A 23220-nucleotide genomic window follows, 5' to 3' on the forward strand; every position below is an offset into this window, starting at 1 on the left:
CACTAGAGGGCGGAGACACCCGAGGAAAGCGTTTTACATGGTTGACGGTACAGTGGCGCGGACGCTCGATCGGGATTGGGTCCGCCTCAGCCTGATCGCCTGGGTCGGCATCGCGATCTATTATGTCGCGCAGCGCTGGACCGGAATCCATTACCTCCAGCTCGGCGACACCGACGACAATATGCGGCTGATGCAGGTGCGCGCCTGGCTCGGCGGGCAGGGCTGGTACGATCTGCGCCAGTATCGGCTCAATCCACCGCTCGGCTTCGACATGCATTGGAGCCGGCTGGTCGATCTGCCGCTCGCCGGGCTGATCGTCCTGCTGCGCCCGTTCGTCGGCCCGCGCGAGGCCGAGATGCTGGCGTGCGGGATTGCCCCGCTGCTCCCGTTGAGCATCGTGCTGCTCGGCCTCGGGGCAACGGTGCGCCGGCTCGTCAGCGTCTATGCCTGGCCGCTCGGCATCGTCCTGCTGCTGTGCTGCTCGGCGACGATGCTGATGTATATGCCCGAGCGGATCGACCATCACGGGTGGCAGCTCGCGATGCTGAGCCTCGCCGTCGCCGGCCTGTCCGATCCAAAGGGCGCGCGCGGCGGCGCGATCGTCGGCGTGGCGAGCGCGGTGTCGCTGACGATCGGGCTCGAAATGCTGCCCTACGCCGCGCTGGCGGGCTCGATCCTCACGCTGCGCTGGATCTGGGACCGTAGCGAGGCACCGCGGCTGGCGATCTACGCGCTGTGCCTCGGCGCCGGCAGCGGGCTCGGCTATGCGCTGTTCGCCTCCTATGCCGATGCGGTGCTGCGCTGCGACGCGCTGACGCCGGTCTGGCTGAGCGTGATGGTGATGGCGGGCGCGCTGCTGTTCGCGATGGGCTGGGCGAACCCGGCGAACCGCTGGGTGCGGCTTGGCCTGGCGATCGCGGCGGGGGCGATCATCGTGATCGGTTTCGCACTCGTCTTCCCGCAATGCCTCGGCCGCCCCGAACAGGCCTCGCCCGAGCTGCAGAAGAACTGGCTCAACATGATCCGCGAGGCCAAGCCGATCTACAGCCATCCCTTCCGCGTCGCCTTTCCGATCGCGGTAATGCCGATCGTCGGCGTGATCGGCGCGGCGGTCGCGACGTGGCGCGCGCGCGGCACCGCGCTCGGCGGGGCGTGGGCGACGGTTTTGCTGTTCGTCACCGGTGCGGCGTTGCTGCTGCTGTGGCAGGCGCGCGCAGGGCCGGCGGCGCAGATGCTGTCGGTCCCCGGCGCGGTCGCACTCGGCTGGTTGTTGATTCCGTTGCTGCAGGGCAGCCGCTCGGCGCTGGTGCGCGTGCTCGGCACGGCGGCGGCGATCATCCTGATCGGGTCGGGCCTGTTCGCCGGCCTCGCGATCCGCTTCCTGCCGATCGACCGACCGAGCAAGCGCGTCCAGATCATCGACCGGGCGAGCGGCCAATGCCCGACGATGACCGCGCTGCGCCCGCTCGACCGCTATCCCGCACAGACGATCTTTAGCTTCGTCGATCTTGGGCCGCGGATCATCACGATCACGCATCACGATGCCGTCGCGGGGCCGTATCATCGCAACGGCACCGCGATCCTCGACGTGCAGCACGCCTTCTCGGGCAGTCCCGCGAATTTCCGCGCCATCGCCAAGCGTCACGGCGCGACCATGCTGCTGGTCTGCCCCAACATGGCCGAATCGACGATCTACCGCGTGCGCGCGCCGGGCGGCTTCTACGACCAGCTCGCGCATCGCAAGACGTTCGACTGGCTCGAGGAATTGCCGATGCCGGCCAAGTCGCCGCTGCGGCTGTGGCGGATCAAGGACTGAACATTGAGCCCCTCCCCTTCAGGATTGTCGGGTCGGCCATGCCCCCGGCATGGCCTGAAGGATGCGGGGCATCCTTCACCCGACAATGGGTTGGGGTGGGGACGTCACCGCTGGGGACACTCTCGGTGAGACACAGCCCCACCCCCAACCCCTCCCCTGAAGGGGAGGGGCTTTGCGCCGATCAAGCCAGGCTCGCCTTCACCCCGTCGATCACGAACTGCACCGCGAGCGCGGCGAGCAGCACGCCGAGCAGCCGTGTGATCACCGCCTCGATCTTGGCGCCGAGCACGCGCATGATCGGCCCCGCCGCAAGCAGGGCGGCAAGCGTCAACGCCAGGATCGTGGCGAGCGCGGCGAGCACGATCGCGATCCGGTCGAGCCCGTGGTTGCGGCTCATCAGCAGCATCACCGAAGCGATCGAGCCCGGTCCCGCGATCATCGGCATCGCCATCGGGAAGATCGAGACGTCCTCGGCTTCCGGCGTCGCGGCGACCTTCGCAGCGCGGTCCTCGCGGCGTTCGGTGCGCTTTTCGAACACCATCTCGAGCGCGATCAGGAACAGCATGATGCCGCCGGCGGTGCGAAACGAATCCAGGCTGATGCCGAGCGCCTTGAGCAGCACTTCGCCGAACGCGGCAAAAGCGAACAGGATCGCGGCCGCGACCAGCACCGCGCGGATCGCCATCGCGCGACGGTTGGCGGGCGAGGCACCCGACGACAGCCCGGCATAGATCGGCGCGCAACCAGGCGGGTCGATCACCACGAAGAAGGTGATCAGCGACGAGATATAGAGTTCGATCAAAGCGCGCCCTCACCGACGACGTTTTCGCGCCGCTCGGCGGAAATCAGCGTATTGCGCAGCAGCACCGCGATCGTCATCGGGCCGACCCCGCCGGGCACGGGGGTCACCGCCCCCGCCACGTCGCGCGCGCCCGCGAAATCGACGTCGCCGACGAGCCCCTCGGGCGTGCGATTGATCCCGACGTCGATCACCGTCGCACCCGGCTTGAGCCACGCGGCCTTGACCATCTGCGGCCGGCCGACGGCCGCCACGACGATGTCGGCACGCTTGACCAGGCTCGCCAGATCGCGCGTGCGCGAATGCGCGACGGTGACGGTGCAGCTCTCGGCGATCAGCAATTGCGCCATCGGCTTGCCGACGATGTTCGAGCGGCCGATGACCACCGCGTCGAGCCCCGAAAGGTCGCCGAGCTGGTCCTTGAGCAGCATCAGGCAGCCGAGCGGGGTACACGGCACGAAGCCGGGCAGCCCGACCGCAAGCCGCCCGGCATTGACCGGATGGAAGCCGTCGACATCCTTGTCGGGGTCGATCCGCGTCGTCACCGCCTGCTCGTCGATATGCGACGGCAAGGGCAGCTGGACGAGGATCCCGTCGATCGCGGGATCGGCGTTGAGCGCATCGACCAGATCGAGCAGCGCCTGTTGCGGCACGTCGGCGGGGAGGCGATGCTCGACGCCCGCCATGCCCGCCGCCGTGGTCGCCTTGCCCTTCGAGCGGACATAGACCGCCGAAGCTGGGTCGTCGCCGACCAGCACGACGGCGAGCCCCGGCGCGCGGCCGGCCTGTTCGGCAAAGCGCGCGACGCGCTGCGCGACGCGCGCGCGCAAGCCGGCGGCGAACGCCTTTCCGTCGATGATGGCTGCAGTCATGCTAGCGCCTTTCGCCTCAGAGCGGCGTGCCGCTCAGGATATGGGCGGCAAGGTTGTTGAGGATGATGCTGAGGATGCGCAGCGTCAGCAGCACCGCGAACGGCGCCAGGTCGATCGCCCCGAAATCGGGCAGGATCCGTCGGAACGGGCGGTACAGCGGCTCGGTCCCGCGGTTGAGCCCGGTATAGATCGAGCGAACGACCTCGTTGTACGTATTGATGACGTTGAACGACACGAGCAGCGACAGGATCACCTGAACGATGACGATCAGCGTCACGGCGTCGATCAACACCTGCAGGATCTGGATGATGGTTATCACGCGCGTCTCCGGGTGGGGTTCGTTACGGTTCTAGCGCGCTACCGCAGATGCGAACACCCCTAGCGACCGCCTTAATCAGCGGCGCACCAGCGTGCCGGCACCGCGCCGCGTGAAGATTTCGAGCAGCATCGCGTGCGGCACGCGCCCGTCGAGGATGACCGCGGCGTCGACCCCGCCCTCGACTGCATGGACGCAGGTCTCGAGCTTGGGGATCATCCCGCCGCTGATCGTGCCGTCGGCGCGCAGCGCGGCGACGCCGGCGGGGTCGAGATCTGTGACGAGCTCGCCCTGCTTGTCGAGCACGCCGACCACGTCGGTCAGCATGAAAAGGCGTTCCGCGCCTAAGGCCGCGGCGATCGAGCCCGCCATCGTATCGGCGTTGATGTTATAGGTGTGGCCGTCCGCCCCGATCGCGATCGGCGCGATCACCGGGATGATCCCGGCCTGCGACAGCGTGTCGATGATCCGGCGATCGACCCCGACCGGCTCCCCGACGAAGCCGAGGTCGACGTGGCGCTCGATCCCCTGCAATTTGTCGGGCGTGTCGCGGCCGACCTTGGCCGCGGTGACGAAGCCGGCGTCCTTGCCAGAAATTCCGACCGCGCGGCCGCCGGCCTGGCCGATCCAGCCGACGATTTCCTTGTTGATCGACCCAGCCAGCACCATTTCGGCGATCTGTGCGGTCTCGGCATCGGTGACGCGCAAGCCATCGACGAAGCGCGATTCGACGCCGAGGCGCTTGAGCATCGCGCCGATCTGCGGGCCCCCGCCATGGACGACGACCGGGTTGATCCCGACCGCCTTCATCAGCACGACGTCCTCGGCGAAATCGCGCGCGAGCTCGGGATCGCCCATCGCGTGGCCGCCATATTTCACGACGAAGGTCTTGCCCGCGTAGCGCTGCATGTATGGCAGTGCCTCGACCAGCGTTTCTGCCTTGGCGAGGAGTTCGGGCGCGGGGGAATGATCGGTCATGCCAAACCTTTTTCTCCCCCCCCGCTGGCGGGAGGGGTCGGGGGAGGGCCGTCGCGGGCCAGTCGCCGCGCGCCATGCCCTCCCGGCGGGGTTTCTGCAACAGGTCGAGCTGCGCCCCGCGCAGCTCTCGATCATGCCGGGGGGCATGATTGACCTGTTGCAAAAGCCCCGCTCCCCTCCCGCACGCGGGAGGGGGATTTTAGGCGCGATCGAGCCGCCGCCCGATCGCCACCGCGAGATAGATCGCCGGCGGCACGAGGATCGCCGACAGGATCACCTTGATCAGCATCTGCCCTGCGAGCAGCTGCCCGATCGGGAATTCGCCGTAAAAGGCGATCGTCACGAACAGCAACGTATCGACCACCTGGCTCAACATGCTGGCGATCGCGGCGCGCAGCCACAGCAGGCTGCTCCCCTCGCGCCCTTTCAGCGCGGCGAAGATCGTCACATTGAGCGTCTGCGACACGCCGTACGCGACGATCCCGCCCGCCCAGATCCGCCATGTCGAGCCGAGCACGAGCTGGATCGCATCGCGATTGGCGGGCAGCATCGCCGGCGACGGCGGCAGGATCCAGACGATCCACGACAGCAGTATCGAGACGAGCAGCGGCACGAAACCGATCCGCACCAGCCGGTTGGCGACCGCGCCGCCGTGCAGCTCGGCGACCGCGCTCGACGTCACCACAAGCAGCAGAAAGGCGAAGATCCCCGCCTCGACCGCAAGCGGGCCCAAGCCGAAGACCGGCCCGAGCGCCGAGATCGGCCCGAGCGAGACCTGCTTGTTGCCGAGCACGCCCGCGATGCAGACCATCCCGCCATAGAAGATCGAGAAAGCGAAGAGGGAGCGCGGGATACCGCCGACCGCGGGAGAAGCAGCTGTGTTCATCGCGCCGACGCTAGCCGGTTTCGCCCGCCGGTCAAACCCGCACTAGCCCCCGGCGCGCGGCGCTGTATGGTGGGCCGCTTGCGCGGGGGGCCGCGTGTCGACTTCAACGCGAGTACCGACCCACATGAATCGTCTTCTCATCGGCATCGCCGGCATCGCGGTCATCCTGCTGATCGCGTTTGCTTTGTCGAGCAATCGCCGCGCGATCCGGCTGCGCGTGGTCGGCGCGGCGTTCGCGCTGCAGGTCGCGATCGCGGTGCTCGTGCTGAAAGTTCCCGCCGGCGTCGCGGCGCTGCAATTCCTCTCGGGCGGCGTGTCGAATCTGCTCGGCTACGCGCATAACGGCGTCGATTTTCTGTTCGGCCCGCTCGCGCGCCCCGAAATCGGCGGCAACAGCTTCGCGATCGCGGCGCTGCCAGTGATCATCTTCTTCGCCAGCCTGGTGTCGATCCTCTATTATCTCGGGATCATGCAGTTCATCGTCCGCTGGCTCGGCGGCGCGATCGAGGCGGTGATCGGCGTGTCGAAGGTCGAGGCCTTGTGTGCCGCGGCCAACATCTTTGTCGGCCAGAGCGAATCGCCGCTCGTCATCCGTCCGTATCTCGCCGGGCTGACGCCGGCGCAGCTGTTCACGGTGATGACGAGCGGGATGGCGGGCGTCGCCGGCACGATCCTCGCGGCCTATGCCTCGATGGGGATCCGCATCGAATATCTGCTGGCGGCAAGCTTCATGGCGGCGCCGGCAGGGATCCTGATGGCCAAGATCATGATGCCCGACGAACCCAACCGCCAAGGCGAACTGCCGCTCGGCGACCATCCCGAGGAGAAGATCCAGCTCTCCGAGGCACGGATCAGCGGCCAGGGCCCCGCCGCGCTGCTCCCCGAGGGCGTTCCCGGCGAGCCGATGCCGCATGCCAGCCATGACGAGGAAAAGCCCGCCAACATCATCATGGCCGCGGCACAGGGTGCGCAGACCGGCGTCAAGCTCGCGGTCGCGGTCGGCGCGATGGTGCTCGCCTTCGTCGCGCTCGTCGCGCTCGCCAACGGGATTCTCGGCGGAATCGGCGGGTGGTTCGGCTTCCCTGCGCTGAGCTTCCAGGGGCTGCTCGGCACGGTGTTCGCGCCGATCATGGTGCTGCTCAACGTGCCATGGACCGAGGCGCAGATCGCCGGCGGGCTGTTTGGTCAGAAGATCGTGCTCAACGAGTTTGTCGCCTATATCAGTCTCGGCACGCAAAAGGGCTTGAGCGCACACACCGTCGCGGTGGTGACGTTTGCCCTGTGCGGCTTTGCCAATTTCTCCTCGATCGCGATCCAGATGGCGGTGACCGGCAGCCTCGCCCCCAACCAGCGCCCGATGATCGCGCGGCTCGGATTGAAGGCGCTGGCGGCGGGAAGCCTCGCCAATCTGATGTCGGCGGCGCTGGCCGGACTGCTCGTGCCCGACGTGCCGGCGCAACCCACGGTGCATGCTCCGGCGGCCGTCGTCGCGCCCGCTGCAAAGCCGTAAGCGGCGCTCGACGCAGCGATTTCTTCAGCCGGTTTGATGTCTGCACGTCACCCCGGCCCTGTGCCGGGGTCGACGGCGCGGCGCGTCCCACGCAGGCGGGTTGGGCATCCCGGTGGCCCCTCGGATAAGCCCTCGGGAGACAGGTCGACGGTGCCGAAATACGCGCTAGCGGTAGATCCAGTGCCATATGCCCGCCGCGACACCTGCGATCGGCAGATGCGCCCAGGTGGCAACCAGCCAGATCACGACGCCGCCGGCAATGTCATGCGGCCGAAACCCGCCGAAGCGCGCGCGCCGCTGCGCAATCGCGACGAACGGCCAGTAGCTCGTCTTGCGCTCCCAATCGCGCCACAAGGCAGGCTGGAGCGCCTCCTTCTTGCGATCCTGCAGCGCCGCGCCGACCAGGGCGAGCACGATGATCGCCACCGCGACGACGATGTTCGCGACGATCGGACAGACTGCGATGTGGCACAGCCCCCAAAGCGCAAACGCCCACATCATCGGATGCCGCGTGATGCTGAACACGCCACGTGCGCTGGCGGGCGCGGTCGCGGTCGGTGGTCCGGGAAGTGCGGGATTGCCGAGCAGCGACCCCATCAGCAGAATGCTCGCGACCAGCATGACGAGCGTGACGGGACCCCAGATCCCCTCGCCGACCGCCCATAGCGGCGCGCTGCCGGGCGCCGTCTGATAGGCATGGGCGAGCCAGCCGAGCGTCGCAAAGGCGACCAGCGCATACACGCCCATGAAGCCGTTCGCGCCGATCGCCTTGACGATCGGCGCGCGCAGCGGGTGCGACAGCAGGAAATGCGTTCCGACGAATGCCGCAGCCGCGGCGATCACCATTTCCATGCCGTCCATCGTTTCCCCCTTATTTGACGCCGTGCATCCACTTCTTGAGCGGCCACGACAAGGCCAGCAGCACGATCCCGAGCACGATCGCGACTTCGGCGATCGTCGTGAAGGTGCCGGTATAGGTGTCGAGGCTGACCTTGAGGTTGGTCACCTGCCCGCCGACGGTGTCGACGCTGGCGAACTGCGCGACGATCCCGGCGACATATTGCGCGCACGAGATCGACAGGAACCACACGCCCATCATCAGCCCGACGATCCGTGCGATCGACAGCTTGGTGATCATCGACAGGCCAACCGGCGAGATGCACAGTTCGGCGACCGAGTGGATCAGGTACAGTCCGGCGAGCCACCAGATCCCGACCTGGAAGCCCGGTCCGGCAAAGCCTGCGCCCAGCACGAGGAACAGGAAGCCCGCCCCCACGCCGATCAGCGCGATGCCGAACTTGACCGGGATCGACGGCTCGAGCCCGCGCTTGGCGAGCGCGGTCCAGAGGATGCTCATGATCGGCGCGAGCGTGACGATGAAGAAGGCGTTGAAGAACTGCGTCTGCGGTGCCGAGATCGCGAAATCGCCGAACAGCCGCAGATCGGTGTTGCGATCGGCGAACAGCGTCAGCGACGACCCCGCTTGCTCGAACAGCGTCCAGAACACGACGTTGAAGATGATCAGCACCATCGCCGCGAGCATCATCTGGAACTCGCGGCGGTCGCCGATCACGAACGACCAGATCAGGATGCCGGGGATCCCGATCAAGAAGGTGCCGAACAGCAATTTGCCCATCAGCGACAGCGAGGCGAGATAGCCGACAAAGCCCGACCCCGGCACCGGCGGGACCGCGTTCATCAGATTGACGAACAGGAAATACAGCACCGGCACCGCGATCAGCGCGCCGATGAAGATCGGGATCGTGCGGTCGGGCCCGCTGCGCACGGGCGGCTCGCCATAGCCGTTGAGCTTGCCGCCATCGAACTGGATCAGCGTGAACGAGATCAGCATGCCGACCGCGGCAAGGCCGAAGCCCGCCCACCAGCCAAAGGTCTCGGCAAGGATCGGGCAGAGGATCTGCGAGGCGAGCGAACCGAGGTTGATCCCCATGTAGAAGATCGTGAACCCCGAATCGCGGCGTCGGTCGCCTTGCGCATAGAGCTCGCCGACCATCGTCGAGATGTTGGGCTTGAAGAAGCCGTTGCCGACCGAAACGAGGCTCAGCGCGAGCAGCATGATCGTGACGAACAGCGGGCTGCGCTCGGCATCCGACTTGAAGCCGTCCTTTTCGATCGTGCGCGCGGTACTGCCGTCGGCGGCGAGCAGCGAGACGGTGCCGTCGTCGTTGCCTTTCACCTGGAGCCGCTTGCCCTGATCGGTGATGTAGCGCTGCTCGGTCCCCGCCTTGGATTCGACCGTGACATTGTAGCGCTGGCCGTTGATCGTCGCGAACGGCACCGCGGTCTGGCCACCGAAACAGAGCGTGAAATAGCCCACCGCCATCATGATCGCGCCGAACTTCACCGAGCGCTTCGAGCCGAGATACTGGTCCGCCAGATACCCGCCGACCAGCGGCGTCAGATAGACCAGAGCGGTAAACCCGCCGTACAGACCGGTCGCGGCGCGATCGCCGAACACGAAATGCTTGGTGAGATACAGCGTGAGCAACGCGCGCATGCCGTAATAGCCGAAGCGTTCCCACATTTCGGTGGTGAACATCCGCGCAAGCTGGCGCGGATGCCCGAACCAGGTCTCGCCCGCCGCCGGATTGACGTGGCTAATATCCGGCTCGCGCGGGGTATCCGCGGTCGGGGTGTCCACCATGTACGAAAGCTCCCTGAATGCCCGTGCGCCGCTACATCCGGCGCCGACTTGTTACCGTTGAGACTAGCGGCTTGGACGAAGGTGTAAATATGCGAGCGTAGCGGCTAGACGCTTGGCGATGCTCAACGACTCGTCCAGCCCGCTCTCGCTCCTCGCCACGCGCCGCTCGGGAAAGCCGCGCGATCTCGTCGCGCCGGGCCCCGATGCGGCGCAGCTCGACACGATCCTGCAGATCGCCGCGCGCGTCCCCGATCATGGCAAGCTCGCCCCGTGGCGCTTCGTGATCGTCGCGCCCGAACAGCGCGGCGCACTCGCCACCGTCATCACCGACGCCTATCGCGCCGAGCGCCCGCAAGCCGCGCAACGCGAGCTCGATTCGTTCGAGCAGTTCGCCCATCAGGCACCCGCCCTGGTGGTGGTCCTGTCCTCGCCACGGACCGACAGCGCCATCCCCTTGTGGGAGCAGCAATTATCGGCCGGCGCGGCGGCGATGAACCTGCTTCACGCGACGCATGCGCTCGGTTTCGCCGGCGGCTGGCTGACCGGCTGGGCGAGCGCATCGGATGCAGTGCGCGATGCATTCGGCGCAGCACCGGAACGGATCGTCGGCTTCTTCTTTCTCGGCACGCCTGCTAAGCAATTAGAAGAACGCCCCCGTCCCGATTATAGCAAGATTATTTCGCACTGGCAGGGGTGAGGTCTGGACCTTTTTGGTTGCTGCTGTATTATAGCAGCATGACAGCCCTGAACAGCGAAGACAGCCCGGTCTATATCAAGTTGCGCGGCACCATCTCGGCCGCGATCCTGCGCGGCGACTTTCGCGCCGGCGACCAGCTCCCCTCGGTCCGCGCGCTTGCCGCCGAACATGGCGCCAACCCGCTGACCGTCGCCAAGGCTTATCAGAGCTTCCAGGATGACGGCTATGTCGAGGTCCGCCGCGGTGTCGGCATGTTCGTGCTGCCCGGCGCCGTCGAAAAGCTGCGCGCTGCCGAGCGCGCGCATTTCGTCACGACGAGCTGGCCGCGCATCGCCGCGCATATCGAACTGCTCGGGCTCGACGTGGCGGATCTGCTCGAGAGCGAGAAGGCCTGAGATCCCGGCCCAGCCGGAAGCGCCGCTTCGGACCGGGCCCGTTACACGATCACCGCCTATCCGACGGTGACCCCCGGCACCCGCCAGCCGCTATTCTCGCGCTCGAGCGTGACCGTCTCGACCGCCTCGGCCCGATTGGCGAAACGGGTCCGAAACTTCACCATTTGATAGCCGTGCGGCGGCGTCGGAACCTCCTGCTGGCTGATCAGGCTGCGGGACAGCATCGCACCCAGCGGCACCCGCGCCTGTTCGGATGCCTTCGTCCAGACCTGGAGCGTGTTGAGCTTTTGGAACGACAGCGTCGTCGCACGGTAACTCTCGCCCCACCGCGCGTCGTCGAGCAGGGCGAGCCAGTGCTGCGCGGTATCCACGATCGCCGCATCGGGCGTTTCTGCGGCGACGGATGGCAGCGGTGGGACAGGCGCGTCCTGGGGCAGCGCGATGAGCGCCAGGAGACCGAGGGTGAATGTCATGAGCAAACCTCCGATGAGGATATGGGGATGGCGATATGCCCGCCCCACGCCGATCACCGGCGCGGCTTCCTGTTCCTCCCGAGCAGGGTCCGCGTCTCCCCCGATTGGCGTGTCCCCCACAGAATCGGGGGCCGGCGGCACACCGCCGCCTTCGGCCGCGAGCAGCATCCGCGCCGCCTCGCGGCTGCTCGACACGGCGAGCTTACGGCGCGCATCGCGCAGCCGCTCGTTGATCGTGTGGACCGACAGGCCGAGATCACGCGCACTCGACTTCGCGTCGTGCCCGCGCACGATCAGGCGAAGCGTCTGCTTCTCCTTCTCGGTCAGCGCGCGGACCCCGTCTCTCACCGGCATGTTCATGCCCCGGACGCTAGGTCGGGGGCCGTGTCGCGCCTACCCCGAAAAATTCGGGGTAAGCCCGGCGGTGGCTCGGCTCAGGCCGCGAAGGCTTCGGCCGGCACCGAATAGAGCACGTCCGCCTTTGCCGTCGCCGCTGCCTTGAGGCCCAGCGCCTCGGGGACGATCTGTGCGACGTAGAAGGCGCACGCCGCGCGCTTCATCGCCGAGAAGGCATCGTCGCCCGTCGCGATCCGGCCCGAGCGCTCCATCAGCCAGCCGCAGGTCGCGACCGAGAGCATCGTCAGGAACGGATAGCTCGCCGCGAGCTTGTCGTCGGCATCGAGCCCCGCCATGCCGCGCCCGATCTCGTCGCAGGCGTCGATGAGACCGATCAGGCCGGCATCCTGCGCCTCGGCGCGCATGTCGGCGATCAGCTGCGCGAACACCCCGCCATTGGCCATCGACAGCTTGCGCCCGACCAGATCGGCCGCCTGGATGCCGTTGGTGCCCTCGTAGATCGGGGTGATCCGCGCATCGCGGAAGAACTGCGCCGCGCCGGTCTCCTCGATATAGCCCATCCCGCCATGCACCTGAATACCGAGGCTGGCGACTTCGTTGCCGAGATCGGTGCCGTGCGCCTTGGCGAGCGGCGTCAGAATCTCGAGCCGGTCCTGCGCGCCCGCCTCGCCGAGCGCAGCGCGATCGACCTGCGCCGCGGCATAATAGACGAGCGCGCGCGCCGCCTGCGTTTGCGCCTTCATCCGCAGCAGCATGCGACGGACGTCGGGATGCTCGACGATCTTGACCGATTCCTTGTTCGGCGACCCGGCGCGCGCCGACTGGACGCGCTCGAGCGCATAGCCGACCGCCGCCTGCGTCGCGGCCTCGGCGACCTGCACGCCCTGCAGCCCGACATTGAGGCGGGCGTTGTTCATCATCGTGAACATGGCGCGAATCCCGCCGAACTCGCCGCCGATCAGCTCGCCGATGCAATCGTCATTGTCGCCGAACGAGAGCACGCAGGTGGGAGAGGCGTGGAGGCCCATCTTGTGCTCGATCGAGACGACGCGGACGTCGTTGAAATCGCCCGGCGTGCCGTCGGCGTTGAGGCGGTATTTCGGCACGAGGAACAGCGAGATGCCCTTGGTGCCGGCCGGCGCACCCGGCGTGCGCGCAAGCACGAGGTGGACGATGTTGGGCGCCATGTCGTGATCGCCGAACGAGATGTAGATCTTGGTGCCCTTGATGCTCCACTTGTCGTCACCCAGCGGCGTCGCAGTCGAGCGCAAAGCGCCGACGTCGGAGCCTGCCTGCGGCTCGGTCAGGTTCATCGTGCCGGTCCATTCGCCGGTCGCGAGATGCGGAAGATAGAGCGCCTGCTGCTCGGGGCTGCCATGATGCGCCAGCGCCTCGATCGCGCCGACGGTCAGCGTCGGGGCGAGCGCGAAACCCATGTTGGCCGAACCGAGCGTATCGAGCACCGCGGTCTGGATCGCGAACGGCAGGCCCTGCCCGCCGAATTCTTCGGGAACGCCGATCGTGCCCCAGCCGCCCTCGACATAATCGTGATACGCCTTCACGAACCCGTCGGGCATGACGACGCCTTCGGGGGTCCATTTCGCGCCGACCGTGTCGCCCGCGCGCAGCAGCGGCGCCCATTCGCCCGCGGCCAACTGCCCGACGCCTTCAAGCACCGCGTCGACGACATCGTCGCTGGCGGCGGCGAAGCGTTCGCTCGCGGCGAGATCGGCGATCCCGACGATGTGATCGAGCACGAAACGCTGGTCGACGGTGGCGGGGGTGAACATGGCGGATCCTCTTACTCGGTGCCCCTTATCGGGGATGCTGTGCCGGGCTATAGCCCTCTCCGATGATCCCGCCAAACCCGCCTTTTACGACGCAGACCTTACCCTACGGCGAGGCCGCGATCGCCGCCGCCGCCGCGCTGATCCTCGCGGGCCAGCCGGTCGCGATCCCGACCGAGACGGTCTATGGGCTCGCTGCCGACGCCACCGATTCGGCCGCCGTCGTGCGGATCTACGCGGCCAAGGGGCGGCCGAGCTTCAATCCGCTGATCGTCCATGTCCTCGATCTCGCAGCCGCCGAGGTGATCGCCGAGTTCGACCCAGTCGCACGCGCGCTCGGCGAAGCGTTCTGGCCCGGGCCGCTGACGCTCGTCCTGCCGCTGCGCGCCGATGCCGGGATTGCCGAGGCGGTGACGGCGGGTTTGCCGACGATCGCGCTGCGCGTGCCGGCGCACCGCGCGATGCGGGCGCTGATCGCGGCGTCGGGCAAGCCGCTTGCGGCACCGTCCGCCAATGCGAGCGGGGGGATCAGCCCGACACAGGCGGCGCATGTCGTCGCGAGTCTGGACGGGCGCATTTCGCTGGTGGTCGACGACGGCGCAACCGAAGCGGGTCTTGAATCGACGATCGTATCGACTGCCGACGGGCTACGCATATTGCGGCCGGGGCCTATCACGGCGGAAGCGCTCACCCTCTTTTCGTTCCCCGGCGAACGCCGGGGCACAGGCATGGAACAGCGGGGACCGGGCACGGCGCGCCATAGCCCCCCGCTCGCGTCCGGCCCCCGGCCTTCGCCGGGGAACGCGAACGGGGCGGCTTCGACCATTACCGCGCCCGGCCAGCTCGAAAGCCACTATGCGCCGAGCAAGCCGCTCCGGCTCGACGCCACCGAGGCCGCGCCCGACGAATATCTCATCGGTTTCGGCGCCATCCCCGGCGCCATCACGCTATCGCCAACCGCCGACCTTGCCGAAGCCGCGAGCAACCTCTTCGCCGCGCTCCACACGGCCGACGCATCGCCATCGGCGCGGATTGCGATAGCGCCGATCCCGAGCGACGGAATCGGCGTCGCGATCAACGACCGTCTGAAGCGCGCGGCCCACCGCGAAGGTTGACCCTCCGCGCCCCCGCGCCTCTGCGCGAACCCTAAGGTCCTGTTGTGCGCGAAGCGGCGCAGAGGCCGCAGCGAAGGTCAGGCCCCCACCACCGCCTTCGACCGCGCGGCGAAGCTCTTGCGCAGCTTGGCGAGCTTGGGCGGGATCACCGCGAGGCAATAGGGGTTGCCGCGCCCTTCGGTATCCCAATAGTCCTGATGATAGTCCTCGGCCGGATACCAGGTCGACATCGGCTCGATCGTCGTGACGATCGGCGCGGGCCAATCGCGCGCCGCGCGCGCGATCGCCGCGACGACTTCGTCGCGCTGCGCATGGTCCGCCGGGAACACCGCCGAGCGATATTGCGTGCCGACATCGTTGCCCTGACGGTTGCGCTGCGTCGGATCATGCGTTGCAAAGAACATGTCGAGGATCTCGCCATACGACACCTGATCCTTGTCGAACGTCACGCGGATCGCCTCGGCATGGCCGGTGTCGCCACCGCACACCTGCTTGTAGGTCGGATCGGGCACGGTGCCGCCGATATAGCCGCTCTCGACCTTCTCGACGCCGATCACGTCCTTGAACACCGCCTCGGTGCACCAGAAACATCCGCCCGCCAGCGTTGCGACTTCGCTTGCCATTTTCGAATCCTTTATTGCTGGATCCTTAGATAGGAACGCAGTGGCGCGGCGCAATCTCCGCGGGTAGGCGTGACACGGCAGGGAGACGAAACGATGCGCGACGGTACGGTGATGGTGACGGGCGGGGCCGGCTATATCGGCAGCCATGCGGTGCTGGCCTTGCTCGATGCGGGGCATGAGGTCGTCGTGTTCGACAATCTCTCGACCGGGTTCGACTGGCTGGTCGATTCGCGCGCGACGCTGGTGCGCGGCGAGATCGAGGATGACGATCTGGTCCGCGCGACGCTGCAGAAGCACAATGTCCGCGCGATCCTGCATTTCGCGGGCTCGATCATCGTCCCCGAATCGGTCAGCAACCCGCTCAAATATTATCGCAACAATACGGTCGCGAGCCGTGCCTTGCTCGAAAGCGCAGTGCTCGGCGGCGTCAAGCACTTCATCTTTTCCTCGACCGCGGCGACCTATGGCGCGCCCGAGCGCGTACCTGTCGCCGAAGGCGATCCGACCGTGCCGATCAACCCCTATGGCATGTCGAAGCTGATGACCGAGGCGATGCTGCGCGACGTCGCGGCGGCCTATCCGATGAACTATGCGGTGCTGCGCTATTTCAACGTCGCCGGCGCCGATCCGCAGCAGCGTGCCGGCCAGTCGACGATCGGCGCGACGCACCTCATCAAGATCGCGGTCGAGGCCGCGCTCGGCAAGCGCGCCTCGGTCGGTGTCTACGGCACCGATTATGCCACGCCCGACGGCACCGGCGTGCGCGATTACATCCATGTCAGCGATCTTGCCGCGGCGCATGTCGCAGCGCTCGACCTGCTCGTCGCCGAACCGACGCGGTGCCACACGCTCAATGCCGGCTATGGCAAGGGCTTCTCGGTGCTCGAAGTGCTCGATGCGGTCGACCGGGTGACCAACATGACGCTCAATCGCGTGGTCGAAGGGCGGCGCGCGGGTGATTCGGCCGAACTCGTCGCCGACAACAGCGCGATCCTCAGCACGCTCGACTGGACGCCGCAGCGCGCCGATCTCGACGGCATCGTGCGCGACGCGCTGGCGTGGGAGCGCAAGCTGAGCGAGCGGGAGTAATCTACTCCCCTCCCTGAAAGGGAGGGGTGGGGGTGGGTCGGCCCGTAGTCGGGCGTGACGTTACCACTGAGAGCCACACACCCCCGGCCCAGTGTCGGGTCGGTCATGCCCCAGGCATGACCTGAACAGCGCGGGGCGCTGTTCACCCGACACTCTTTCAGGGAGGGGAGGCAAAGCAGGGTAAGGCAAGGCAATCAGATCGTCTTGCTGATCCCGAACATGAAGCCGCGCCGCGCCCCGAATTGCGGCGCGCCGACGCCGACGCCCGATCCGTCGCGTATCTCGTAGACCCGGTCCGCCGCGTTGAGCACGTCGAAGCGCACCTCGACGCCCGGCCCCTTGAACTCGTGGCTCGCGGTCAGGTTGAACACCGCATAGGGCGTCAGCTTGCCGCCATTGGGCACGTCGCCATCCTTGCGCAGCCCGGAGCCGTAAATCATGCTCCCACCGAGCTTGCTGTCGCGCAGGAAGCCCTGGTCGATCCGATACGACGCCCCCGCCGAGCCGGTATAGGTCTGGTCGTGATCGAGATAGATGTAGTTGCGCGCGATATAGGCGACGTCGCCCGGATCGAAGTTGAACTGCCCCGAGGCTATTCCGAGCCCCTGCGCCTTGGCGTAGGAGAAATTGGCATAGGCCATCCACGGTCCGTGCGCGTACGACACATTGCCCTCGATCCCGTCGATCCGCCCACGCGCGTAGTTGAACGGCGTGAGGATGATCGGCGCGCCGAACTGGCCCTCGTCGACGAGGTTCTTCGAGCGGCGGTGATAGGCGTCGATGCCGAGCGTGAAGCGGCCGAGCTTCTGCTGCGCGCCGACATCGAAATAATCCTGCCGCTCGGCGAAGGGAACGGTGGCGAGCGGCGTGTCGACGCCATTGTCGCCCGGTGCCTGCGCGCTGGTGCCGCGGAACTTGAGCACGCTCGTGGTCGCGACGTTCGAGAAGGGCGCGGGCGAAAAATAGCGCGCATAGCCGGCGTGGAGCGTCAGCCCCTTAGACGGCGTCAACACCGCGTTGATGCGGGGGCTGAACTGCGATTCGGCACGGAAGCCGTTATAATGATCGAAGCGCCCGCCGAAATTGACGATCAGCGGGTCGGCGATCTTCCATTCGTCCTGCAGATAGACGCTGTAGGTCATCTCGGTCGTCGCGCTGTTGTCGACGATCGTGATCGGCTGGCCGAGCTGCGCACCGCCCGCGTCGAGCTGGAACACCTGCGCGCTGGTCTTTGAATTGCTGCGATCGCGCGAGATGATCGCGCCGGCGCGCAGCGTGTGCGCGCTCGACAGGCGATAGGCCGCCTCGACCTGGCCGCCGAAGGTGAAGTCCTGCTTGAACGCCTTTTGCGCGATGCCGTTGAACAGCAGTTCGCCGGTCACGTCGGGGGTGTAGCGCAGCGCCGAATAGCGCGCGAACAGCGAGGCCTGGAGCGTCACCGGCCCGGCATCGTGGAGCAGGCTGGCGAGGCCGAAGGCAGTGCGCTCGCGCTGGCGCTCGTCGAGGTCCTCGCTGCGGAAAGCGGTGACGCCGCCGACATTATAGCCATTGCCCGGCGTCAACCCGCGCGGATTGGGGATCTGGAAGCTCTGGTCGGAATAGCCGCCCATGAACGAGACGCGATTGTTCTCGTCGAGCGTGTGATCGACATAGACGAAGCCCTGATACTGATTGGTCTCGTCGTGGAGCGGCGTACGGCTGGCATCGACCGCCTCGATCCCGATATTGCTGTGCTTGTAGCTGCCGGTGACGAAGTAATTGGTGTTACCGGTCGAGCCGCCATAATCGAAGCTCGGCTGCACCGTGTCGTTGGTGCCGCCATAGAGCGAGACCTGGCCGCCATTCTTGAAGCCGTTCTTGGTGGTGATGTCGATGATCCCGGCGGTGCGCAGGCCGTATTGCGCGGGGAGCGCGCCGGTGCGCAGGTCGAAGCGCTCGACCAGGCGCGGCGAGAGGGTCTGGCCGAACACCGCGACCCCCTCGGGCAGGATCGTGCCGTTGATACGGTATTGCAGATTGTTGTGGTCGTCGCGGACATGGAACTGGCCGCCGCCATCCTGCACTACGCCGGGCAATTGCAGCAGGATCTGGTTGAGCTGCTGATTCTCACCACCGGGGAGCGCTTTGATCGTCTCGCTGGTGATCGTGTAGGTCGTGGCACCAAGGCTCGGCTGGATCGAGGCACGTGCGGCATCGAGCCGGCCGGTAACGACGATGTCGGGGCCGCTTTTGGCGGTCGATGCCGCGGCCTGGTCATCGGTGCTGGCGGCAACCGGGGCCGGCACGGCTTCGGGGGCGGCATAAGCAGCGATCGGCGCGAACGACAGCAATGCAGCGCTGGACAACAGAGTGGCTCGGATCATGCGGGAGGCGGCCTTTCGAACATCGTTGTGCAGTGCAGTAGATGTTATGTGATATTATCACAAGACCGTTTCGTCGACTCCCGGAAACGATTCGGCCGTGCAGGCGCAGCGGTGGCCCGCGCCACCTTGCGGGCAGATGAACGAAGTTCCGATCGGTCGTTAGGCGGCGGTCTGGCCGCGCGCGATGCGCAACCGCAGCGCGGCGCCGAGCGCCCACCATGCGACCGCCCACAGCCCGCCAAAGGTCCAGCCGGCGAGCACGTCGCTCGGCCAATGCACGCCGAGATAGACACGGCTGCAGCCGATCGCCGTCACGAGCAGCACCGCTGCGCCGAGCACATAGCGGCGCACCGCGCGATGCTTGGTGATCTGCAGCAGCAGCAGCGCGAGCGTCAGATAGACGCACGCGCTGTTCGCGGCATGGCCGCTCGGGAAGCTCGCATTATACGCCGCTACGAGATGGTCGGTCACTGTCGGCCGCGTCCGCCCGACCAGCGCCTTGACCAGCGTCACCACGATCGACCCGCTGATCGTTCCGCCCAGCACCAAGGCGAGCGTCAGCCAATGCCGCTGGACGATCAACAGCCCCGCCGCCAGCGCGGCGACGAGCACCAAGACGGTCGGCCCACCGAGCGCGGTCACATCGACGATGCTTTGCGTAAACCAGGTTGGGCCAGGCGGCACGCCGTGCGCAACGCCGCCACGCACCCACAACAGGATCGCGCGATCGAACCCGAACTGGAGCCCACGGTCGATCAGCGCGCCGACCAGCAACAGCGCCCCGCCCGCGCAGGTCAGCGCGGCGACCGCGACGATCGTCCAGGGCGGGTGGCGGATATCGGGTGCGGGGGGCGACATCGGGGCATCCTTGCATGCCGGTGGTGGGCCCAATGGGACTCGAACCCATGACCTACAGATTAAAAGTCCGTTGCTCTACCAACTGAGCTATGGGCCCACACCGGGCTCGCGTTAGGAGCGGTTGCCGGACGGGTCAACCCAGGGGCTTACCCTTGCGCAATCGCGCGAGCAGGTGGCGGGGGGTCAAACCGCTCTGCGGATCCCGCCAATCGGGCGCGATTGCGCGTAACGGCACGAGTACGAAATCGCGATCCTGAAAGGCGGCGTGCGGGACGCACAGCCCCTTCGACCGCCACGCACCCCCCGACCATGCCACGATATCGAGATCGATCACCCGCGCCCCCCAGCGCGCACCCCGGCGCCGCCCGAAAGCGCGCTCGATTCGCTTGAGCCGGGCCAACATCGCCGGCGGCGGCACATCGCTTTCGATCAGCACGACGGCATTGGCGAAGCGCCGGATCGACGGCCCGAGCGGTGCGCTGCCGAGCACCGGCGACTCCGCCACGACGCCGCCCAACGCCGCGATCGCCGCGGCCACTTCGGCCGCGGGACTGCCATGAGCTCCCCGCCGATTGGATCCGATCGCGATCGCGTAGCCGGAGGCTTGGCGCAGGGTACAGGTTGAGTTGCTCACCCAAACCTGCCTATCGCATCACGATGAACTTCGCACCCAGCCCGCTGCCCGAAACCGAACCCGCGCGCGATTGCCCGCTTTGCCCACGCCTCGTCGCCTTGCGCGAGACGCTGCGCGTCGAACATCCCGCCTGGTGGAACGCCCCCGTCCCCGCGTTCGGCGATCCGCAGGCGTGGCTCGGCATCGTCGGCCTCGCCCCCGGCCAGTTCGGCGCGAACCGCACCGGGCGGCCGTTCACCGGCGATCGCTCGGGGCCCTTGTTGTTCGATACGCTCGCCAAGTTCGGGCTCGCCACCGGCGACTATGAGGGCAAGCCCGACGACACGCTCCAGCTCGACGGGGTGATGATCGTCAACGCGGTCAAATGCCTCCCGCCCGAAAACAAGCCGACGCCCGAGGAAATCCGCACCTGCCGCCCGTTCCTCGAAGCGCAGGCCGATGCCGTGCCGAGCGCGCGCGTGTTCATTGCGCTCGGCCAGGTCGCGCATCAGTCGGCGGTCAAGATCCTCGGCGGACGCCTCCCCAAATGCCGCTTCGCGCACGGCGCCGAGCATCGCATGCCCGACGGTCGCGTGCTGATCGATAGCTATCACTGCTCGAGCTACAATCAGAGCACCGGGCGTCTCACCGCCGAGATGTTCGAAGCGATCTTCGCCCGCGCGCTGGAACTGCGCGCGGCGGGCTGACCACCCCGCGTCAGATATCCTGCACCAGCCGCCCGTAGAGATCCGGGCGGCGATCGCGGAAGAAGCCGAACGCGGCGCGGTGGCGCTTGACGCGGTCGAGGTCGAGCGTCGCGGTGATCACGCCGGTCTCCTCGCGCCCGAGCTCGGCGAGGATATCGCCACGTTCGTCGGTGATGAAGCTGGTGCCGTAGAAGGTCTGGTCGTGCTCGACCCCGATACGATTCGCGGCGACCACCGGCACGACGTTCGACACGGCATGCCCCACCATCGCACGCCGCCACAGCCGCGCGGTGTCGAGCGACGTGTCGTGCGGTTCGCTGCCGATCGCGGTGGGGTAAAACAGGATTTCCGCGCCCATCAGCATCAGCGCGCGCGCCGTCTCGGGATACCATTGGTCCCAGCACACGCCGACGCCGAGCGTGGTCGCCTCCGGCCCCGGCCATACCTTGAAGCCGGTATTGCCCGGGCGAAAATAGAATTTCTCCTCATAGCCTGGCCCGTCGGGGATGTGGCTCTTGCGATAGACCCCCATCACCCCGCCATCGGGCCCGATCATCGCGAGCGAATTGTAGTGATGCGGGCCGTCGGCCTCGAAGAAGCTGGTCGGGATATAGACGCCCAATTCCTTGGCGAGATCCTGCATCGCCAGCACCGCCTTGTGCACCCCGACCGGCTTGGCGTTCGCGAACAGCCCTTCATCCTCGACGCGGCAGAAATATTCGCCCTCGAACAGTTCGGGCGGCAGGATCACTTGCGCGCCCCTGCCCGCCGCCTCGCGCACGAGGTCGGCGACATGCGCGATATTCGCGTCCATATCGGCGGAGAAGGCGAGTTGCAGCGCGGCGACGGTGATTTCGGTCATGCGCCGCCATATCGGGCTTCGCCGCCCCGATTCAAAGACGCAAAAGGGGTTGGCCGTGGAAAAGCTGTTCGAAACAATCGCGCAAAAGGCGACCGGCTGGGCCGGCCGCCCGCCTGCCTTCGTCATCGCGCTGTCGATCGTGCTGATCTGGGGCGTGACCGGCCCGCTGTTCCACTATTCGGACACGTGGCAGCTGGTGATCAACACCGGGACCACCGTCGTCACCTTCCTGATGGTGTTCCTCATCCAGAACGCGCAGAATCGCGACGCCTCGGCGATCCAGGCCAAGCTTGACGAGATCATCCGCGCGACCACCGATGCCCGCAACGCGTTCATCGGGATCGAGCATCTGACGCAGGACGAGCTCGAAGGAATCCGCCGAATGATCGAGCGCGATTGCGGCGAGAGCTCGACCGATCACCACGCGATCGAACGCCTGATCGGCCGGCTTTAATCCCAAGTCAGGCTGGCACTTGCTGCGAGATGCAGTGGAAGCTCCCGCCGCCGGTCAGGATCGCATCGGCGCGCAAGCCCACCGCGGTGCGGCCGGGGAACAGCTGCTGCACCGCCGCGACCGCCGATTCGTCATTGGGCGCGCCGTAGAGCGGCACCACCACCGTGGCATTGCCGATATAGAAGTTCATATAGCTCGCCGGCACGATCTCCTCGTCGCGCAGCACGCGGCCGGGCGATGGGATCCGCACCACCGTGATCCCCGCCATCGCCTCGGCGGTGGCCGCTGCAAGCTGATAGACCTGCCAGTTGGGATCGTTCTCGGCGGCCTGCGGGACCGCCAGCACGCCGGGCGCGACGAAGCGTGCGAGATTGTCGACATGCCCGTCGGTATGATCGTTCATCAGGCCCTCGCCGAGCCACAGCACCTGGTCGAGGCCGAGATCATCGTGCAGCCGCCGCTCGATCTCGGCCTTGGTGAGCGAAGGATTGCGGTTGGGGTTGAGCAGGCATTGCTCGGTCGTGACGACGAGCCCGGTGCCGTCGCCATCGATCGCCCCGCCCTCGAGCACCCAGTCGCACGGCGAAACCGGCAACAGCTTGCTCGCCGCGAGGCGCAGCCCGACATCGTCGTCGCCGGGCAGATCATATTTGCCGCCCCAGCCGTTGAACTGGAAATCGCGCGCACTGTGGTCCGACAGCACGATCGGCCCGGTGTCGCGCAGCCAGATATCGCCGAACGGCTCGACCACGATCTCGGCGAAGTCCCCCGCCAGGCTGCGTGCCGCTTCGGCGGCATCCTCGTCGGCGGCGACGAGGATGACGCGCTCGCCACGGCCTTCGGCATGGACCGCGCGGCCGAACGCCGCCACCTCGTCGCGCGCGGCCTCGAGATCGTCCTCCCACAGCTCGGCATGGCTCGGAAACCCGATCCACACCGCGGCATGCGGTGCCCATTCCGCGGGCGGCAGCAGCTTCGACATCGT

General features: G+C 67.1%; 23 protein-coding genes and 1 tRNA gene. 8 read left to right on the plus strand and 16 right to left on the minus strand.

Translation table 11 applies throughout. The annotated features are described in order from the left end of the window. Positions 1–37 precede the first annotated feature (37 nt). The gene (locus tag ACVWYO_RS08965; RefSeq protein ID WP_457350029.1) at positions 38–1816 is read left to right on the plus strand and encodes an AcrB/AcrD/AcrF family protein; all 1779 of its coding nucleotides are present in this window, start codon (positions 38–40) and stop codon (positions 1814–1816) included. A 181-nt stretch (positions 1817–1997) separates the two neighbouring features. Here the strand turns inward: ACVWYO_RS08965 and ACVWYO_RS08970 are convergent, their stop codons facing one another. The 5 genes from ACVWYO_RS08970 to ACVWYO_RS08990 all read right to left on the minus strand — a co-directional run bounded on the left by ACVWYO_RS08970 (position 1998) and on the right by ACVWYO_RS08990 (position 5667). Then, a complete protein-coding gene (locus ACVWYO_RS08970; RefSeq protein ID WP_457350030.1) occupies positions 1998–2618 on the minus strand; it encodes a MarC family protein in 621 nt (206 codons plus the stop codon). Continuing rightward, a complete protein-coding gene (folD, locus tag ACVWYO_RS08975) occupies positions 2615–3487 on the minus strand; it encodes a bifunctional methylenetetrahydrofolate dehydrogenase/methenyltetrahydrofolate cyclohydrolase FolD (protein ID WP_457350032.1) in 873 nt (290 codons plus the stop codon). Before folD ends, ACVWYO_RS08970 begins: the two co-directional genes overlap by 4 nt. A gap of 16 nt (positions 3488–3503) precedes the next feature. Then, entirely contained in the window at positions 3504–3806 is a 303-nt protein-coding gene (locus ACVWYO_RS08980; protein ID WP_457350034.1) for a YggT family protein, read from the minus strand. Between the two features lie 75 nt (positions 3807–3881). Beyond that, positions 3882–4781 carry an acetylglutamate kinase gene (argB, locus tag ACVWYO_RS08985; RefSeq protein ID WP_457350035.1) on the minus strand — a complete coding sequence of 300 codons (900 nt, stop codon included), beginning with the start codon at positions 4779–4781 and terminating at the stop codon, positions 3882–3884. Between the two features lie 199 nt (positions 4782–4980). Further along, complete coding sequence (locus ACVWYO_RS08990) at positions 4981–5667, minus strand: queuosine precursor transporter (protein ID WP_457350037.1); 687 nt, start codon at positions 5665–5667, stop codon at positions 4981–4983. 124 nt (positions 5668–5791) lie between these two features. Between ACVWYO_RS08990 and ACVWYO_RS08995 the strand changes: the two genes are divergently transcribed. After that, entirely contained in the window at positions 5792–7177 is a 1386-nt protein-coding gene (locus ACVWYO_RS08995; protein ID WP_457350038.1) for a NupC/NupG family nucleoside CNT transporter, read from the plus strand. 165 nt (positions 7178–7342) lie between these two features. Here the strand turns inward: ACVWYO_RS08995 and ACVWYO_RS09000 are convergent, their stop codons facing one another. Next, positions 7343–8038: an NnrU family protein gene (locus ACVWYO_RS09000; RefSeq protein ID WP_457350040.1), complete on the minus strand. Its 696-nt coding sequence runs from the start codon at positions 8036–8038 to the stop codon at positions 7343–7345. A gap of 10 nt (positions 8039–8048) precedes the next feature. Next, positions 8049–9842, minus strand: coding sequence for a peptide MFS transporter (locus tag ACVWYO_RS09005; protein WP_457350042.1), 1794 nt, complete (start codon positions 9840–9842; stop codon positions 8049–8051). A 118-nt stretch (positions 9843–9960) separates the two neighbouring features. On the opposite strand from ACVWYO_RS09005, the gene ACVWYO_RS09010 reads away from it, so the two are divergent. Together ACVWYO_RS09010 and ACVWYO_RS09015 are read left to right on the plus strand one after the other, a co-directional pair. Next, positions 9961–10539 (plus strand): nitroreductase family protein, encoded by a 579-nt coding sequence (locus ACVWYO_RS09010; RefSeq protein ID WP_457350043.1) that lies wholly within the window; start codon positions 9961–9963, stop codon positions 10537–10539. Positions 10540–10577: 38 nt separating this feature from the next. Next, complete coding sequence (locus ACVWYO_RS09015; protein WP_457350045.1) at positions 10578–10934, plus strand: GntR family transcriptional regulator; 357 nt, start codon at positions 10578–10580, stop codon at positions 10932–10934. Positions 10935–10990: 56 nt separating this feature from the next. Here the strand turns inward: ACVWYO_RS09015 and ACVWYO_RS09020 are convergent, their stop codons facing one another. Both ACVWYO_RS09020 and ACVWYO_RS09025 read right to left on the minus strand, forming a co-directional pair. Next, positions 10991–11767, minus strand: coding sequence for a DUF4019 domain-containing protein (locus tag ACVWYO_RS09020; RefSeq protein WP_457350047.1), 777 nt, complete (start codon positions 11765–11767; stop codon positions 10991–10993). A 74-nt stretch (positions 11768–11841) separates the two neighbouring features. Beyond that, positions 11842–13554 (minus strand): acyl-CoA dehydrogenase, encoded by a 1713-nt coding sequence (locus tag ACVWYO_RS09025; RefSeq protein WP_457350048.1) that lies wholly within the window; start codon positions 13552–13554, stop codon positions 11842–11844. A gap of 62 nt (positions 13555–13616) precedes the next feature. On the opposite strand from ACVWYO_RS09025, the gene ACVWYO_RS09030 reads away from it, so the two are divergent. Beyond that, positions 13617–14666 (plus strand): L-threonylcarbamoyladenylate synthase, encoded by a 1050-nt coding sequence (locus ACVWYO_RS09030; RefSeq protein ID WP_457350049.1) that lies wholly within the window; start codon positions 13617–13619, stop codon positions 14664–14666. Positions 14667–14743: 77 nt separating this feature from the next. On the opposite strand, the gene msrA is transcribed toward ACVWYO_RS09030, so the two are convergent. Further along, on the minus strand, positions 14744–15289 hold the full coding sequence (gene msrA, locus ACVWYO_RS09035) for a peptide-methionine (S)-S-oxide reductase MsrA (protein ID WP_457350051.1): 546 nt from the start codon (positions 15287–15289) through the stop codon (positions 14744–14746). 93 nt (positions 15290–15382) lie between these two features. Between msrA and galE the strand changes: the two genes are divergently transcribed. Continuing rightward, entirely contained in the window at positions 15383–16378 is a 996-nt protein-coding gene (galE, locus tag ACVWYO_RS09040; RefSeq protein ID WP_457350053.1) for a UDP-glucose 4-epimerase GalE, read from the plus strand. Positions 16379–16572: 194 nt separating this feature from the next. Here the strand turns inward: galE and ACVWYO_RS09045 are convergent, their stop codons facing one another. From ACVWYO_RS09045 to folK, 4 genes are all read right to left on the minus strand, one after another. Next, the gene (locus ACVWYO_RS09045) at positions 16573–18741 is read right to left on the minus strand and encodes a TonB-dependent receptor (protein ID WP_457350055.1); all 2169 of its coding nucleotides are present in this window, start codon (positions 18739–18741) and stop codon (positions 16573–16575) included. A gap of 159 nt (positions 18742–18900) precedes the next feature. Further along, the gene (locus tag ACVWYO_RS09050) at positions 18901–19599 is read right to left on the minus strand and encodes a phosphatase PAP2 family protein (RefSeq protein ID WP_457350056.1); all 699 of its coding nucleotides are present in this window, start codon (positions 19597–19599) and stop codon (positions 18901–18903) included. A gap of 21 nt (positions 19600–19620) precedes the next feature. Further along, positions 19621–19696 (minus strand) — tRNA-Lys (locus ACVWYO_RS09055). Positions 19697–19732: 36 nt separating this feature from the next. After that, complete coding sequence (folK, locus tag ACVWYO_RS09060) at positions 19733–20233, minus strand: 2-amino-4-hydroxy-6-hydroxymethyldihydropteridine diphosphokinase (RefSeq protein WP_457350058.1); 501 nt, start codon at positions 20231–20233, stop codon at positions 19733–19735. Positions 20234–20256: 23 nt separating this feature from the next. On the opposite strand from folK, the gene ACVWYO_RS09065 reads away from it, so the two are divergent. Then, positions 20257–20919: a uracil-DNA glycosylase gene (locus ACVWYO_RS09065; protein WP_457350060.1), complete on the plus strand. Its 663-nt coding sequence runs from the start codon at positions 20257–20259 to the stop codon at positions 20917–20919. Positions 20920–20929: 10 nt separating this feature from the next. Here ACVWYO_RS09065 and aguB read toward each other — a convergent pair whose 3' ends face one another. Next, the gene (gene aguB, locus ACVWYO_RS09070) at positions 20930–21781 is read right to left on the minus strand and encodes an N-carbamoylputrescine amidase (protein WP_457350062.1); all 852 of its coding nucleotides are present in this window, start codon (positions 21779–21781) and stop codon (positions 20930–20932) included. Positions 21782–21836: 55 nt separating this feature from the next. Here aguB and ACVWYO_RS09075 point away from each other — a divergent pair, with 55 nt between their 5' ends. Beyond that, on the plus strand, positions 21837–22235 hold the full coding sequence (locus ACVWYO_RS09075; protein ID WP_457350064.1) for a low affinity iron permease family protein: 399 nt from the start codon (positions 21837–21839) through the stop codon (positions 22233–22235). A 7-nt stretch (positions 22236–22242) separates the two neighbouring features. On the opposite strand, the gene ACVWYO_RS09080 is transcribed toward ACVWYO_RS09075, so the two are convergent. Next, positions 22243–23217 carry an agmatine deiminase family protein gene (locus tag ACVWYO_RS09080; RefSeq protein WP_457350066.1) on the minus strand — a complete coding sequence of 325 codons (975 nt, stop codon included), beginning with the start codon at positions 23215–23217 and terminating at the stop codon, positions 22243–22245. Positions 23218–23220 lie beyond the last annotated feature (3 nt).

It is taken from the genome of Sphingomonas sp. UYP23 (assembly GCF_054059235.1).

Excerpts from the sequence above, each read along its gene's own strand:
- ACVWYO_RS08965 (WP_457350029.1), top strand. The coding sequence starts at position 38 with ATGGTTGACGGTACAGTGGCGCGGACGCTCGATCGGGATTGGGTCCGC.
- folD (WP_457350032.1), bottom strand. The coding sequence starts at position 3,487 with ATGACTGCAGCCATCATCGACGGAAAGGCGTTCGCCGCCGGCTTGCGC.
- argB (WP_457350035.1), bottom strand. The coding sequence starts at position 4,781 with ATGACCGATCATTCCCCCGCGCCCGAACTCCTCGCCAAGGCAGAAACG.
- ACVWYO_RS08990 (WP_457350037.1), bottom strand. The coding sequence starts at position 5,667 with ATGAACACAGCTGCTTCTCCCGCGGTCGGCGGTATCCCGCGCTCCCTC.
- ACVWYO_RS08995 (WP_457350038.1), top strand. The coding sequence starts at position 5,792 with ATGAATCGTCTTCTCATCGGCATCGCCGGCATCGCGGTCATCCTGCTG.
- ACVWYO_RS09000 (WP_457350040.1), bottom strand. The coding sequence starts at position 8,038 with ATGGACGGCATGGAAATGGTGATCGCCGCGGCTGCGGCATTCGTCGGA.
- ACVWYO_RS09005 (WP_457350042.1), bottom strand. The coding sequence starts at position 9,842 with ATGGTGGACACCCCGACCGCGGATACCCCGCGCGAGCCGGATATTAGC.
- ACVWYO_RS09010 (WP_457350043.1), top strand. The coding sequence starts at position 9,961 with ATGCTCAACGACTCGTCCAGCCCGCTCTCGCTCCTCGCCACGCGCCGC.
- ACVWYO_RS09015 (WP_457350045.1), top strand. The coding sequence starts at position 10,578 with ATGACAGCCCTGAACAGCGAAGACAGCCCGGTCTATATCAAGTTGCGC.
- ACVWYO_RS09020 (WP_457350047.1), bottom strand. The coding sequence starts at position 11,767 with ATGAACATGCCGGTGAGAGACGGGGTCCGCGCGCTGACCGAGAAGGAG.
- ACVWYO_RS09025 (WP_457350048.1), bottom strand. The coding sequence starts at position 13,554 with ATGTTCACCCCCGCCACCGTCGACCAGCGTTTCGTGCTCGATCACATC.
- ACVWYO_RS09030 (WP_457350049.1), top strand. The coding sequence starts at position 13,617 with ATGATCCCGCCAAACCCGCCTTTTACGACGCAGACCTTACCCTACGGC.
- msrA (WP_457350051.1), bottom strand. The coding sequence starts at position 15,289 with ATGGCAAGCGAAGTCGCAACGCTGGCGGGCGGATGTTTCTGGTGCACC.
- galE (WP_457350053.1), top strand. The coding sequence starts at position 15,383 with ATGCGCGACGGTACGGTGATGGTGACGGGCGGGGCCGGCTATATCGGC.
- ACVWYO_RS09045 (WP_457350055.1), bottom strand. The coding sequence starts at position 18,741 with ATGATCCGAGCCACTCTGTTGTCCAGCGCTGCATTGCTGTCGTTCGCG.
- ACVWYO_RS09050 (WP_457350056.1), bottom strand. The coding sequence starts at position 19,599 with ATGTCGCCCCCCGCACCCGATATCCGCCACCCGCCCTGGACGATCGTC.
- ACVWYO_RS09065 (WP_457350060.1), top strand. The coding sequence starts at position 20,257 with ATGAACTTCGCACCCAGCCCGCTGCCCGAAACCGAACCCGCGCGCGAT.
- aguB (WP_457350062.1), bottom strand. The coding sequence starts at position 21,781 with ATGACCGAAATCACCGTCGCCGCGCTGCAACTCGCCTTCTCCGCCGAT.
- ACVWYO_RS09080 (WP_457350066.1), bottom strand. The coding sequence starts at position 23,217 with ATGTCGAAGCTGCTGCCGCCCGCGGAATGGGCACCGCATGCCGCGGTG.